Raw genomic sequence first — 13,477 nt, forward strand, 5'->3', positions numbered from 1 at the left:
ATTGCTCCTTTATTTGGTTGGTTTCACTGAAGTTCGAACCCAATCGGTAATTTCCTGAAGGGAGGCCCCCGGCGTAAAAAGTTTCGCCACACCGGCGGCTTCCAGCTTAGGAATGTCATCGTCGGGAATAATCCCGCCGCCGAAAACGGTGATATCCCCCGCGCCTTTTTCCTTGAGCAGGCGGATGACTTCGGAAAACAAAAACATGTGCGCACCCGAGAGAACCGACAGGCTGACGGCGTCGACATCTTCGTCCACCGCCGCGCCGACGATCATTTCCGGTGTTTGATGCAGGCCGGTGTAAATGACTTCGAACCCGGCGTCTCGTAGAGCGCGGGCCACCACCTTGGCCCCTCGGTCGTGGCCGTCCAGACCTGGTTTGGCCACCAAGATGCGGAGTTTTCGTTCCATCGAGCGGTCTTTATAGCCGCATGCCGGGGAATTTCAACTACTTAGCCTGCTTATGCCACTTTTTTAACGCGCTCGGCTAACCAGATCTTGATCAATGATTGGTACGGCACATCGTGAGCATCGGCAATGATACGAATCTTGTCGAGTACTTCTCACGGAAGCCGAATACTTATAGATTGTGTGGGCGCGGGAAACTCGAGATCCAGCTTGAGCGGTTTCATCTCCGCCAGGACATTTCCAAAATCGGTATGTATGTAAAATTCACGTTCTCTCTTTTCATTTTTTGCTTTTCTCTTCATAGATTGCTCGCCGGCGTTAGAGCCACTTCGGATCGTGGTATTCGCCGAAGACCGACCGAAAGACATCACACAACTCGCCGAGCGAAGCATAAGAACGAACGGCGTCGATGATATGCGGCATGACGTTTTCTTTGCCCTTCGCGGCTTGGCGCAGCCGTTCCAGTCGCTGCTTCACCAGTGTGCTGTCCCGTTTTTCTTTGATCCGCTTGACGTTGGCGATCTGTTCTTTCTCGACCTTTTCGTCGATAAAAAGCGTTGGAATCGGTCTTTCATCCTCCGCGATGTACTTGTTGATTCCGACGATGATCTTTTCCTTCTTTTCCACCTGTTGCTGGTATCGGTACGCTGAATTTCCGATTTCCCGCTGCGGGAAACCTTTTTCAACGGCCGCGACTATTCCGCCCATTTGATCGATCTTTTCAATGTATTCCCATGCCGCCTTTTCCATTTCATTCGTCAGCGATTCGATGAAGTAGCTGCCGCCCAGCGGATCGATCGTGGCGGCGACGCCCGACTCCTCCGCGATGATCTGTTGCGTCCGGAGCGCGATCGTCACCGACTCTTCGGTCGGAAGGGAAAGCGTTTCATCCAGGGAGTTCGTATGGAGCGATTGCGTCCCACCCATCACGGCGGCCAGGGCCTGGAGCGTCGTTCGAACGACGTTGTTGTAAGGCTGTTGAGCCGTGAGCGAAACGCCCGCCGTCTGTGTGTGAAACCGAAGCATCCAGCTCCTCGGATTCTTGGCCTTGAATCTTTCTTTCATCACCCTCGACCAGATCCTCCGGGCGGCCCGGTATTTGGCGATCTCCTCGAAAAAATCGTTGTGGGCGTTGAAAAAGAACGCCAGCCGAGGGGCGAAGGCATCGGCATCCATTCCGGCCTCGACGCCGGCCTGGACGTACCCGATACCGTCGGCCAGCGTGAACGCGAGTTCCTGAACTGCCGTGGAACCGGCTTCTCGGATGTGGTAGCCCGAAATCGAAATTGTGTTCCATCGCGGAACTTTTTCGGTGCAAAACGCGATCATGTCGGTGATCAGACGAATCGACGGCTTGGGTGGATAAATCCACGATTTCTGGGCGATGTATTCTTTCAGAATATCGTTCTGCGTCGTGCCGCCGACTTTGTCCCACGAGACGTTTTGTTTTTCGGCGACGGCTAAATACATCGAAAGAAGAATCGACGCCGGAGCGTTGATCGTCATCGACGTCGTTACGCGATCGAGCGGTATTCCGTGGAACAGCGTCTCCATATCCTCCATTGTGTCGATCGAGACGCCGACCTTTCCGACTTCGCCGCGCGAACGCGGGTGGTCCGAGTCGTACCCCATGATCGTCGGCATGTGAAACGCCACCGAGAGGCCGGTCTGGCCCTGCTCCAGCAGGTAATGAAACCGTTTGTTCGAATCCTTGGCCGTACCGAACCCGGCGAACTGGCGCATCGTCCAAACCCGGCCGCGGTACATCGTCTCGTGAATTCCGCGGGTGAACGGATATTGGCCCGGGATTCCCAGGTCGCGTTCGTATTCGACCGTTTCCGTGTCTGCCGGCGTATAGAGCCGGCGGATTTCGTGATCGGAGATCGTCGTGAATCGCTGTTTGCGTTCGGGAGACTTTTCCAGCGCTTTTTTGAGGACACTCTCTTCCCACGCCTTGAGCGATTTTTTGAGGTCGTCCGCCATCGGGGATTTCAGCTACGCCCCCACATCCTTGAGCAGTTGGTTCGCAATGACGATTCTTTGAATCTCACTGGTGCCTTCGTAAATCTCGGTGATCCGGGCATCGCGCATGAAACGCTCGACCGGATAATCGCTAATATAGCCGTAGCCCCCGTGGATTTGAACCGCCTTATTCGTCACAAACGCCGCGGTTTCCGAGGCAAAGAGCTTCGCAATCGCCGCGTCCTTGGAGTAGCGGCCCCCCTGTGACTTCTTATACGCCGCTTGATACGTCAAGAGCCGCGCGGCTTCCACGCGCGTCGCCATATCGGCGATCATCCAGCGCAACCCCTGGAACTGGCCGATCGGTTTTCCGAATTGCCGGCGCTCTTTCGAGTACTTTATGGATTCCTCCAAAGCGGCCTGCGCGATGCCGACCGCCTGTGCGGCGATCCCGATGCGGCCTCCGTCCAACGTCATCATCGCCACTTTGAACCCGAAGCCCTCCTCACCGATTCTGCACGACACGGGCACTTTCACGTTCGTAAAACTGATTGTGCAGGTGCCCGAAGCGCGGATGCCGAGCTTGTTCTCGTCCTTTCCGACTTCGACGCCCGGGAGTTTCGATTCGAACACAAATGCCGAAACGCCCTTGGATCCTTTGGCCGGGTTGAACATCGCGAAAAGAATGAGCGTGTCGGCCTGTGGGCCATTCGTGATCCAGTTCTTCGCTCCATTGACGACGTAGAAACCGCTTTCCCGCGTCGCCGTCGTTTTCTGCGTCGCCGCGTCGGAACCCGACATCGGCTCGGTCAAACAATACGCACCCAGATGTTCGCCCTTGGCCAGCGGAATCAAATATTTCTTCTTCTGTTCGTCGGAACCCCAAGTCTTGATGACATCGCACACCAACGAGTTGTTAACCGAAGCGATGACCGCAGTCGAAGCGCAGACGCGGGCCAGCTCTTCGATGGCGATGGCGTACGAAACCGTGTCGAGTCCCGATCCTCCGTATTCGGCCGGAACCACCATTCCCATAAGGCCCAACTCGGCAAGTTTCTTCACTTGTTCTTTCGGAAATCTTGAATCTCGGTCGTTCTTCGCGGCAACGGGACGGAGCTCGTTCTCTGCAAACTCCCGCACCATCTTTCGAATTTCTTCCTGTTCTTGTGATAACGCAAAGTCCATCAGTCTCTCCAATTCGGTTTTCGCTTTTCGAGAAAGGCGGACATCCCCTCTTTTTGATCCGGGTGAGCAAAGCAGAGGGCAAAATGGTCCCGTTCGATCGCGCAGCCCCGAACCAAGTCGGTTCCCAGGCCGTCGCGCATCATCACTTTGCTCCGGCGGATCGCCTCAGGGCCTTTGGACGCAATGGTCTTTGCCACCTCCATCACTTTGCCCAAGAATTCCGCGGCCGGAAAGACGCGAGCCACCAGACCGATTCTCAATGCCTCCTGAGCGTCGATCATCTCACCGGTGTAGATCATCTCCCGCGCTTTCATGGGGCCCACCAACCTCGGCAGACGCTGACTACCGCCGAACCCCGGCGTGATCCCGAGATTTACCTCCGGTTGACCGAACTTCGCCTTCTCCGACGCGTAAATCAGATCGCACCCCATGGCGAACTCGCATCCGCCGCCCAACGCAAAGCCGTTTACGGCGGCAATTGTAATCTGCGGCGCATTCTCCAACGCAAAGAGACAGTCCTGGCCAAGCTTGCCGAACCTGGACGCCTGCAACGGCGAGAGCGATTGCATGTGTTTGATGTCGGCGCCGGCGATAAATGCTTTTTCCCCGGCACCTGTCACCACGATCACGGAAACGTCTTTTCTTTCGGCCAGCTCTTTGGCCGTTGTGTGAAAAAACTCCAGCGTCTCCAAGTTCAAGGCGTTGAGAGAATCCGGCCGGTTAAAGATTATTGTCGCGATTCGTTCCGAAATCTTTGTTTCAAGTACCGCCATGGCGCCTCACTTGTTGTACGTAAAAAATCCTCGCCCGGTTTTCCGCCCCAAAAGCCCCGCCGCAACGTACTTCCGTAACAGCGGCGCCGGTCGGAACTTGTCCTCCCCCAGCCCTTGATGGAGCACTTCCATAATCGCCAGGAGAGTATCGAGACCGATGTAATCGGCCAGCTCCAACGGCCCCATCGGGACGTTCGTGCCGAGCTTCATCGCCTTGTCGATGTCCTCCGGTGAAGCGATCCCTTCTTCCAATGCGAAAATCGCCTCGTTGATCATCGGGCAGAGAATTCGGTTCACCAGAAATCCGGGGAAATCCGCGGCCGTGACCGTCTCTTTTCCCATTTTCTGAACGAATTCCACGGAGGTTTTGTACGTTTCGTCCGACGTCAAGAGGCCTCGGATAATTTCCACGAGTTTCATGATCGGAACCGGATTCATGAAATGAATTCCGATCACTTTGTCGGAGCGCTTGGTTGCGCCCGCAATTTTCGTGATCGAAATCGAAGAGGTATTCGACCCGAGAATCACGTCCGGCCGCGTGACTTCATCGAGCGTTTGAAAAATTTGGAGTTTGATGTCGATGTTTTCCGTGGCCGCTTCGACGACCAGATCGGCGTCCTTCATTGCCTTGAGGTCCGTCGTCGTTCGGATCCGGCCCAGCGCTTCTTGCTTCTGGGCGGCCGTGAGCTTTTCCTTCTGAACCAGGCGATCGAGGTTTTTTTGGATCGCCGACATTCCTTTTTCCACAAACTCCGTCTCGATGTCGTGCAGGATCACGGAAAATCCGCTTTGGGCGGCGACCTGAGCGATCCCACCGCCCATCTGCCCCGCGCCGATCACTCCGATCGTCTTGATCATGACTTTACCTCCCTCTCGACACCGAGAGCGACGGCCTCACCTCCACCGATGCAGAGGCTCGCCACACCCCTTTTTTTCTCGTATCTCATCATGGCGTAGATCAGCGTTGCCAGAACTCGCGCGCCGCTCGCGCCGATCGGATGCCCGAGTGCGACGGCGCCTCCATGCACGTTCACTTTTTTCGGATCCAGCTTGAGCCGATCGTTGACGGCCAGCGACACAACGGCGAACGCCTCGTTGATCTCGTACAGATCGACCGAATCGCCCGTCCAGTTCAGTTCCTTAAAGAGGTTCGAGATGGCATCCGCCGGCGCCACGGTGAACCATTCCGGTTCGCGTGCGGCCTGCGCCTGGCCGACAATCCGGGCCAACGGTTTGAGCTTTCGAGCTTTCGCCAATTCGCCGGCCATCAAAATAACCGCCGCCGCTCCGTCATTCAGGCTCGATGAATTGGCGACTGTCACAGTTCCATTCTTGTCGAATGCCGGCTTAAGCTCGGGAATTTTCTCGAACTTCACGCGGCCCGGTTCTTCGTCTTCCGAAACCAATGTCGTTTCGCCCTTTTTGCCCTGGATCTCCACCGGAACGATTTCACCCCGAAAAAGGCCCTCCTTTTGAGCTCGAAGAGCCCGTTCATAACTTTCGCGGGCGAACGCATCCTGATCCTTGCGGGAGATGTTGCATTCCCGGGCGCAAAGCTCCGCGGCGTTCCCCATATGATAATTGTTGTATACGTCCCAAAGGCCGTCCCGGATCATCGTGTCGATCAGTTCTCCATGCCCGAGCCGGTACCCTTGGCGGGCCTTATCGAGAGCGAACGGCGCGTTCGACATGCTTTCCATCCCGCCCGCGACCACAATATCCGCGTCCCCGCACGCAATGGCTTGAGTACCGAGCATGACCGCCTTGAGGCCCGATCCGCAGACTTTCCCCACCGTCGTACAAGGGACCTTATTGGGAAGCCCCGCTCCAAGCGCAGCCTGCCGAGCCGGCGCCTGACCGACCGCCGCCGTCAAAACACAGCCCATATAGACTTCGGAAACTTCCTCCGATTTCACGGTCGAACGGCGAACGGCTTCGCGGATGGCAATCGATCCGAGTTTCGGCGCCGTCAGCGTCGAAAGACCGCCCAAAAATCCGCCGATCGGCGTACGCGCCGCACCGATTATCCAGACCTCTCGCACGGCGCGGACATTACCAGAATGCGTTACCTGAGCAACCGCCGAGCGAGTTCAGAAACGCGGCTGAGCGGGTAGTGCCCAACACCGTCGGGCAAGCGATCTATTGGATATAGTCATACCGCCGCAGGTCCGTCGACCGGAATAACGGCTCAAAGTCACGATCCAGTGTCCAAAGAAGGAGCGACCCCCGTGCGTGTTCAGCGCACGTTCCCGCAATGAGGAGATCCACGGGTGAGAATGTGATTCCCCTTTCCCTTGTTCTTCGCGCGACACGCCGGCACCACGTCCAACTATCGGCCACCGGTTCGCGGTACTCCATCACCGAAAATAGTTCGGACAAAATAGAGCGTTCTTGCCTTCGACTTCCCAACCATAGCTCGACTTCCACTGGCGCCAACAGAACCAGCGCGTCGGCTTCCAACAACTCCTGAACGTGCTCCACGAGGGGATCTCTTTGGGATCGAAGAAACTCAATCCAAACCGAGGAATCAACGGCGATTTTCACTTCCGGCCCGGCAGAGGGCGGCCCCGGCTTTTCAAATACACCTTTTCGATATGCGGAAGTCGGAGTTTCCCGCGCAGGGCTATCAGTCTTTCGATTTTGTTTTTTCGAATGAATTCTTGAAGAGAATGGATGACAATATCCGTCTTCGATTTCAGACGGCTTATTCTTCGCGCTTCTTCCAAAAGATCCTGGGGGATATCGAGGGTGGTTCGCATATTCATAATGGTAGAAGATATGCTTTTTTATGTCAAAATGCTTAATTTATTATGCGGATCGATCGAGCCACTTCAATTGCTTTGAGCGCCGGCAGAGATCCAACAGTAGGCGGTCACGTAATCCGCATCGGTGATGCTGTCGTAGACCTTCCCGCCGCCATGGCTGTCCAGACCGAGAGGTTTTCGGAGAAGTTTGCTGTCGGAGGGAGACGAAGTACTCACCCGGCTGTTCGAGGTTGCATTGGTAAAGAGTGCGGGTGCTCCCAGCGACGCGGTCAGGTCTAGATTGCCCGCCGGCGCCGCTCCTGTATGGCAACCGGAAGCGTTACACCCACGGCCGGAAAAAATCGGAACAACATCGGTCGCAAAGGAAGCTGCGACGGTCGTGCAGTCGGTTCCCGTGGTTGTGCCACCTGTCGTGGAAAACTCCTTGGGGTCGAGATTCGCCACGTCGACGGAACCGCAGCTGCAGATTGAAACGAGGAGAAAAACGAATGCCGCGCGCCGCATGCCCGTGAGTATCCTATACGGTGGATCGCCTTGGGGAAACCTTTACGGAACCATCGCCGTGAGCACGGCCGTAGCGTCGTGTTCCGTGCTGTCCGTCAGGCCGACAAACCGGCGGATTGTATTCACCAGATTCGTCTGATCCAATTGCCCTTCGACCGTAGCGTCGCCCGTAGCCAAGTCCGGTTTGAGCGACTTCATCGCGGTCGTGTGATCGCCGTACGTTCCTCCGTTCAGTCCGTTGCCGATGAGGATGCTTCCGGTATGACCGCCGTCGCCGTTATCTCCGGTAGCCGGGCCCCCGTTAATGGTGCGCAGAAACTCGCTCGCGTGAACGATCCGCAGTTTCTCTCCAATCGTGGAGCCGCCCACAGCAATTCCATCCGCAAGATTGAGCAGAGCCGCAAAAAACTCGCCGAACCATGCCGCGTGCCGCGCTTGAGCGGTTCCATCGTTCCGCCCGGTAGCGTCCGTGATGCCCTGGTTGTTCGTGCCGTCGCTCCCGGCCTGCGTATTGTGCCAATCCCCTGTATCGATCGTATGGCCGAAGCCATTGCAGATTCCTAATTCGATGCAGCGCAGTGCAACGGCGACCTGCTGGGCGATCGACACGCTCCCCGTGCTGAACCGTGTGTTTGGAACCGTAACACCCGTCGTCAGCGCCGAGATATATCCTGCCGTGGTCGTATTGTTGGGATCGATGAGCGCGGAAAGGTTGGTTTTCAACAGTGCGGCAACCGCCGCTTGCCCCGCGCGGAGAGCGTCCACACCTTCGCGTGTTTCGATCGTTTTAATAAATTGTTCGTCGATATTCGCCTGAACGGTATTGATCTCGTTCACTAGGTCGGAAGAGAGGGTGGTGTTGTCGGCCGCCTTTAAGTCAGTCGGCTTGAACAAACCTTGGAACTGAGCCGTCGATCCATAGGTCGGCGTGAAAGACGCCGAAAGACTCCCCAATTGCCCATAATCAAACGTCCCTTTGGCGCCGTATACTAAGTAATTTGACAGGAGCGTTGGGTTTAACGTGGCCATCTTGGCCGCGTGGCTCACAAATGCATTCGAGTCGGTTCCCTTCGTCCCGCCCGGCATCCAGAGAGCGGACGAACCGTTCATATGGCCGGTTGTGTTCTTGCAAGCCGTCATTTTCGCCATTCGGTCGGCAAATGGCGCGCCCACCGGCGTGATGGCAGCCAAAGCTTCCGAGAACTGCGCGGGCGCGTAAAGATTTCGACCGCCAGTCGTGGGGACCGCCGCAACGTTCGCGGGTGTCGCATGGAAATTCCGTTGAGCGTCGCCGGGACCCGCTAAGTCCTGGGCATCGCAGATGATGTTGTCCATCGGATAGCCCGAACGCCATCCGAAGCAGAGAAGAAATGTGTTCCCCGAAGAGGCCGCAAACGCCGTGGAACTTCCGAAAATTTTCCCCGATAACTTCTCTAATGCCTCCATCCGCCACTGCCAGGGAACTCCCATGGCCGCCAAGAACAGAGCCGCCCGATTGAGAAACGAGCGCCGCGTCCAGTCGTTCGCCTTTGCCAGAGGCGTCTTCGGATCATAGGTTTGTGCCGGTGGATGTTTGTCACACATGCGTCATCTCCTCCAGACTATTGCACCGTGGCCTTTAGACTCGCGAACATCGTCACGCAGGCGGCGTGTTGGCGTTGGGTATTGGAGGTGTATCCTTTCACCTGACCCAGGTCGTCGAGCATCTGCCGGTCCGAATCCGTCAAGGGTCTTCCGAAGATCGCGCGGCCGAGCTTATCGAAATTGAGGGGGTCGTTCTCATCCAAGAGTAGTTCCTCGTTCTTCTGAAGAGCTTCGCGGCAACAGAGATCCGCCAGCGCCACGGTCGATTTCGCCCGCGTAATGCTGAAATTGAGCGACCGGGCTCCGCCCGCCGCCTGGGATCCGTACAGTTCCTTCTGACTATCCAAACTCTTGATGCAACTTGAACTGGTGCTCAGCTGGAAATTTTGAACGATATTGTTGCGCAAGATTTCATACGGAAGAAATTCGACGGGAGCTGCGGATGCAAATTTGACCGACGAAGCCCCGGTTCCCGACGCGTCCACGCCTCCGCCGGCACAGCCAAAGAGACCGACGCATGTCATCAGGGCAAGAGGGATCGCGCCCGGCTTCATAACGTACCTCCATACGTGACCCGCTGAATAAAATCTTCGCTCTGGAAGAATGCGGTCAAGAACGGGCGAATTTTCATGGCGTGCGTGTTGACAAGCTCACCGGTCCATTTTTCGAGAAGCTCACGATCCCCTTCCTGCGAGCTGGCATCAAAGTCAAAAGGGGTTTTTCCGAGGCCTTGCCCGGCGGAGCCGCTGGCGTATCCAAGCCCGAAAGCCAGAAAACGCCGGGCCGTGCACCGCTTGAAACGATCTCCCTGCGTGATTTGAAGGCCGAAATCGGCCGGCGTCGTGATGTCCGAAACGAATTTGAACTGACCGCCGTTCAGCGGTTCGTCCACGGGCGAGCCGTTAAAGAGATCTTTCTCGTGGCCGTATAGATCGGGACTCTTGGCCGGATTTGTCCGCCACTGAGGAATTTCCGCGCTGCTGTAATGGTAAAACACGCTTCGGCGGACGTTCATCGCCGAGTGGCAAGCATGGCAGTTGATGTCATCCCGCGCGCGGTACTTCGGCGCGATCTGACTTTCCGTCCAAGCGCCTAATCCGTCTTTATCCGGATATTCGTAACATTCGCTGACTCGGGCAATTTCTCGGATGTAGTTGAAGAGGAAGTTGTTTCCCTTCCAAAACTGGAGCCATCCGGAAAGCGTGGCAAACCCAGCCAGTGCCGTCACGGGAGTGCCGTTCGGATCTTGCCCGGCGATTTTCGTTCCCACCGCGTCAATCTTGTAATTGGCGGTCAGGATCTCAGTGTAATCGTTGTCGTTCATGATGATATACGCCGCCAGGCGAGCGGGATCGTCGTACTGAGGATTCGCGGGATCGTTGCCCATGCCGAAGATCGTCCGGTAATAGTCGATCAGGGCCGTTCGAAGTCCTTCCGAGTGAACGTAGCCGTCCACCAGCGTGTTGTATTCCGACGCCGGATCCGACGCCGCGATGAGAGCGTCGACATCGGCCGACGCGGGAAGAGCCAAATTCGCTTTGAGCGAAACGGCGCGAAGGGCCTGGAGGTACTGATCCGACGTAAAGGCTGAACTCAGTTTACCGTTCGGGGAGGTGCTCCCGGCTGTCGTCTCCGATTTGCTGCAGGCACCGAGCGCAAGGAAAGCGATCAGTGCGAAAATGGTGTGTCGTGATTCCATCAATTGAAACGCACCCCTCCGAACGTTCGTCGGACCCCCCTTACCTGCAAAGGCTGATCCAGATCAGCTTGTTCTAAAAATGGAGGCCTTTCAATAGGTTAAATGAACGCTTCGCGTTAAACCGCCCGCAATTTTTTCAATGATTCCCGTCACATTGTGAAAACTTTTCACGGCCGGGCTCGACGCGTCTAAAAGTGATAATCGTAAGCCAAGAAGAAATTGTGCGCGGCGGTGTCGGCGCTCCCGTCCGTTACCGCGTTGCCCACACGCGTTCCCGCACCCGTGAATTCGTATTTTTGGAGCCGGAGTTGATAGCCCGCGCCGATTCGATGCCGATATGTCGGGAGCCACGCCAAACCTACGGAGGGACCGTAACCGATATTCGCACTCGGGTCCGTTCCGGTCGCGTCCGAGGGATCCTCACTCACAAAATTCAAAATGAAGAGATCGAACCCTAGGTTGGCGACCAGATTTTTTGTCCTCGGGATTTCGATGTGCCCCTCGACTCCCGTCGTGACGCTCATCGTCTTCTGGGAGACATAAAGATTAATCGGGCCGGTATCGTTGTTCACGTCATCGCCGCTGAATTTGAAATACTGAAAACCGGCCGCCAGGCCTACGGAGTTGAGACTTTTCTGGGGATTAAAGCGATATTCGGTCAGCACCTTTCCCCACATATTGTCCGTGGAAGAGCTGGTCGAAGGAGACTGAAACGTCGCACCGGACGAATCCTGAAGGTTGGTCGTGTGGCGATAAAATCCGTGCTGATAAAAGAGTGAGCCGCCGATACGGAATTTTTCATCCGGCATGTTCCAAAACCAGTAACGCAGATCTACGTCGACGCCGAAGCCGGGGAGATTGTACGCAAACAGTTCACTCGGCGTGGCTCCACCGTTCTGAAGTTTGTAATGGTAGAGGAGATAGCCGACGCGAATCGCCGCCGACGCGCGATCTCCCAGGGGCGTGAGGAAATCTTGACGAGTCGGTGGTCGCTCGAAGTTCGCAGGCCGTCCGGGACCCTCCGCGTCGCTCGGTATTTGAGCAAATGTTTTATTGGCCGTTGCCGACGGCGAATTCGTTGTGGCCGGTGGCGGGACGGATCCCGAAGATTCAAAGAATTGGTCGAGGGGAGTCGGTGCTCCTCCGGCCGGAGCCGTCGGCGGAGAGGCTGAAGGAACGCTCGGAGTTGGATTGATTCGAGGGGATACCGGGGCCGGCGTCGTCACCGACGCCACCGGAGTTTTGGCCGGAGCCGCTTTCTTTGAGGCCACGACCGAGGCGGCAGCCGGCTTTTTCCAAGTGATAAGTTTGGCCGACACCCATCCGTCGAACGTAAACGCCGCGTCGAGGGCGACTTTGATTCGGAGCCAGCCTCCCCGCTGCTCGATCACGGTGACCGCTTTCCCCTTTTCAAGTGTGATGAGAATTTCGCTCTTCGTGTTGGGGTCGGATCGAACGGCGACATTGTTGCCGTTAACGGTTCCCTTCGTCTGTCCGAAGGCGACACCGCTGACGGCCAACATAGAAAGAAAAAACGAAGCCAGCGTTAGGCGCTTAAACAAGGAGGCGATCAATAATAGCTCCGGGGCCGCTATTATAACACCGGTTTATTATTTGCCTTTTGCTTTTTCATTCAACGCTTTGGAGAGGCGATTCGCCCGCACCAAAAGATCCCGAACTAATTCGACAAAATCCTTTTCGGGTATTCCGAAATAATCGTGCACACTATCGTTCCGAGCATTGATGAAATCGATCCATCGTTCCGGATCATCCAAAAGCTCGAGCTTCGCCGCCTGACGGATGGCCTCTTTGGGAGACGGTGCATCGAGTCCCTCGTCCTCCACGTAAGTCTTAAGGCGCCTCCAAAGATACTCCGTGAGAATTTCGAAGCTCTTTACAACCGCCAAAAAGCGCAGATCTCGATCGTCGTCATTTTTCGCATAAAACTCAACCGCCTTTTCCAACTGCAAAAGTGCGTTATGCAACTTTGTCGAAGGATTTCGCCGCATGCAGGACCCCTTTGAAGAATTGAAAGGCCTCGAAGCTTCCGGCCAGATGCGCAAGGCCCGGCGTCATTTCCTGAAGAAACCAAGTTGGAGCCTGGTCTAAATTCACAAGATCCACCCCATACGGAAAGTCTTCGACGAGATCGGATACCTCCGTCTTGATTCGCAGGTATTCCGAGGAAGTCACTTTTTGCTCACCTCCGGTGACCCCAACGTCCCAGTCCGAAAAGGGACGTTCCCGTTTTTCGGCGCGCGAACCAAACAAGAGGAACGCAAGGTTACGGTCCGATCGCCCTTGGATAACGGAGCGAAGAACATTCCGCAAATCGGAAAGTCCGGGGAAATCGGACTGAATGGCAAGTGCAACCGGATCAATCTTTAGAGTCGTTGCGATCTTCTCCATCGGGGCGGAGAAGACGGACTTTTTCCCACTCATGTACGCGTTCAACGTGTTTCTGTGAATCGCGGACTTCTGCGCAAAAGCTTGGACGCTTGAAAAACCCTGTTCTTTCAACAGCTTCCTAAACTTCTGTCGGTCAAGCACATACATGAACTCAGTATACCGAAGAGAATGCGATTTGACTAATTTAT

15 protein-coding genes are annotated in these 13,477 nt (G+C 55.8%); all 15 read right to left on the bottom strand.

Annotated elements, in window-relative coordinates:
• Positions 1-9 precede the first annotated feature (9 nt).
• Positions 10-411 carry a cobalamin B12-binding domain-containing protein gene (locus VI895_05760; protein HLG19306.1) on the bottom strand — a complete coding sequence of 134 codons (402 nt, stop codon included), beginning with the start codon at positions 409-411 and terminating at the stop codon, positions 10-12.
• Positions 412-726: 315 nt separating this feature from the next.
• On the bottom strand, positions 727-2,391 hold the full coding sequence (locus tag VI895_05765) for a methylmalonyl-CoA mutase family protein (GenBank protein ID HLG19307.1): 1,665 nt from the start codon (positions 2,389-2,391) through the stop codon (positions 727-729).
• Between the two features lie 12 nt (positions 2,392-2,403).
• The gene (locus VI895_05770) at positions 2,404-3,555 is read right to left on the bottom strand and encodes an acyl-CoA dehydrogenase (protein ID HLG19308.1); all 1,152 of its coding nucleotides are present in this window, start codon (positions 3,553-3,555) and stop codon (positions 2,404-2,406) included.
• Positions 3,555-4,328 carry an enoyl-CoA hydratase-related protein gene (locus tag VI895_05775; protein ID HLG19309.1) on the bottom strand — a complete coding sequence of 258 codons (774 nt, stop codon included), beginning with the start codon at positions 4,326-4,328 and terminating at the stop codon, positions 3,555-3,557. Before VI895_05775 ends, VI895_05770 begins: the two co-directional genes overlap by 1 nt.
• Before the next feature lie 6 nt (positions 4,329-4,334).
• The gene (locus VI895_05780; GenBank protein HLG19310.1) at positions 4,335-5,186 is read right to left on the bottom strand and encodes a 3-hydroxybutyryl-CoA dehydrogenase; all 852 of its coding nucleotides are present in this window, start codon (positions 5,184-5,186) and stop codon (positions 4,335-4,337) included.
• On the bottom strand, positions 5,183-6,370 hold the full coding sequence (locus VI895_05785) for a thiolase family protein (protein ID HLG19311.1): 1,188 nt from the start codon (positions 6,368-6,370) through the stop codon (positions 5,183-5,185). Before VI895_05785 ends, VI895_05780 begins: the two co-directional genes overlap by 4 nt.
• Before the next feature lie 97 nt (positions 6,371-6,467).
• Positions 6,468-6,872: a PIN domain-containing protein gene (locus VI895_05790; protein HLG19312.1), complete on the bottom strand. Its 405-nt coding sequence runs from the start codon at positions 6,870-6,872 to the stop codon at positions 6,468-6,470.
• Positions 6,869-7,087 carry a type II toxin-antitoxin system VapB family antitoxin gene (locus tag VI895_05795; protein ID HLG19313.1) on the bottom strand — a complete coding sequence of 73 codons (219 nt, stop codon included), beginning with the start codon at positions 7,085-7,087 and terminating at the stop codon, positions 6,869-6,871. Before VI895_05795 ends, VI895_05790 begins: the two co-directional genes overlap by 4 nt.
• A gap of 72 nt (positions 7,088-7,159) precedes the next feature.
• Positions 7,160-7,597 (bottom strand): hypothetical protein, encoded by a 438-nt coding sequence (locus tag VI895_05800; protein HLG19314.1) that lies wholly within the window; start codon positions 7,595-7,597, stop codon positions 7,160-7,162.
• Positions 7,598-7,639: 42 nt separating this feature from the next.
• Positions 7,640-9,181: a hypothetical protein gene (locus VI895_05805; protein ID HLG19315.1), complete on the bottom strand. Its 1,542-nt coding sequence runs from the start codon at positions 9,179-9,181 to the stop codon at positions 7,640-7,642.
• Between the two features lie 17 nt (positions 9,182-9,198).
• Complete coding sequence (locus VI895_05810; protein ID HLG19316.1) at positions 9,199-9,735, bottom strand: hypothetical protein; 537 nt, start codon at positions 9,733-9,735, stop codon at positions 9,199-9,201.
• Positions 9,732-10,880: a hypothetical protein gene (locus tag VI895_05815; GenBank protein ID HLG19317.1), complete on the bottom strand. Its 1,149-nt coding sequence runs from the start codon at positions 10,878-10,880 to the stop codon at positions 9,732-9,734. Before VI895_05815 ends, VI895_05810 begins: the two co-directional genes overlap by 4 nt.
• Positions 10,881-11,068: 188 nt before the next feature.
• Positions 11,069-12,454 carry an SH3 domain-containing protein gene (locus VI895_05820; GenBank protein ID HLG19318.1) on the bottom strand — a complete coding sequence of 462 codons (1,386 nt, stop codon included), beginning with the start codon at positions 12,452-12,454 and terminating at the stop codon, positions 11,069-11,071.
• 36 nt (positions 12,455-12,490) lie between these two features.
• A complete protein-coding gene (locus tag VI895_05825; GenBank protein ID HLG19319.1) occupies positions 12,491-12,889 on the bottom strand; it encodes a nucleotidyltransferase substrate binding protein in 399 nt (132 codons plus the stop codon).
• Entirely contained in the window at positions 12,858-13,436 is a 579-nt protein-coding gene (locus tag VI895_05830) for a helix-turn-helix domain-containing protein (protein HLG19320.1), read from the bottom strand. Before VI895_05830 ends, VI895_05825 begins: the two co-directional genes overlap by 32 nt.
• Between the last annotated feature and the right edge of the window lie 41 nt (positions 13,437-13,477).

It is taken from the genome of Bdellovibrionota bacterium (assembly GCA_035292885.1).
Lineage (GTDB): Bacteria > Bdellovibrionota_G > JALEGL01 > JALEGL01 > DATDPG01 > DATDPG01.

Bases quoted from the DNA above. Each gene is read 5' to 3' on its own strand.
- VI895_05760 (HLG19306.1), bottom strand. From the start codon at position 411: ATGGAACGAAAACTCCGCATCTTGGTGGCCAAACCAGGTCTGGACGGC.
- VI895_05795 (HLG19313.1), bottom strand. From the start codon at position 7,087: ATGCGAACCACCCTCGATATCCCCCAGGATCTTTTGGAAGAAGCGCGA.
- VI895_05825 (HLG19319.1), bottom strand. From the start codon at position 12,889: ATGCGGCGAAATCCTTCGACAAAGTTGCATAACGCACTTTTGCAGTTG.
- VI895_05770 (HLG19308.1), bottom strand. From the start codon at position 3,555: ATGGACTTTGCGTTATCACAAGAACAGGAAGAAATTCGAAAGATGGTG.
- VI895_05805 (HLG19315.1), bottom strand. From the start codon at position 9,181: ATGTGTGACAAACATCCACCGGCACAAACCTATGATCCGAAGACGCCT.
- VI895_05800 (HLG19314.1), bottom strand. From the start codon at position 7,597: ATGCGGCGCGCGGCATTCGTTTTTCTCCTCGTTTCAATCTGCAGCTGC.
- VI895_05830 (HLG19320.1), bottom strand. From the start codon at position 13,436: ATGTATGTGCTTGACCGACAGAAGTTTAGGAAGCTGTTGAAAGAACAG.
- VI895_05810 (HLG19316.1), bottom strand. From the start codon at position 9,735: ATGAAGCCGGGCGCGATCCCTCTTGCCCTGATGACATGCGTCGGTCTC.
- VI895_05765 (HLG19307.1), bottom strand. From the start codon at position 2,391: ATGGCGGACGACCTCAAAAAATCGCTCAAGGCGTGGGAAGAGAGTGTC.
- VI895_05780 (HLG19310.1), bottom strand. From the start codon at position 5,186: ATGATCAAGACGATCGGAGTGATCGGCGCGGGGCAGATGGGCGGTGGG.
- VI895_05815 (HLG19317.1), bottom strand. From the start codon at position 10,880: ATGGAATCACGACACACCATTTTCGCACTGATCGCTTTCCTTGCGCTC.
- VI895_05775 (HLG19309.1), bottom strand. From the start codon at position 4,328: ATGGCGGTACTTGAAACAAAGATTTCGGAACGAATCGCGACAATAATC.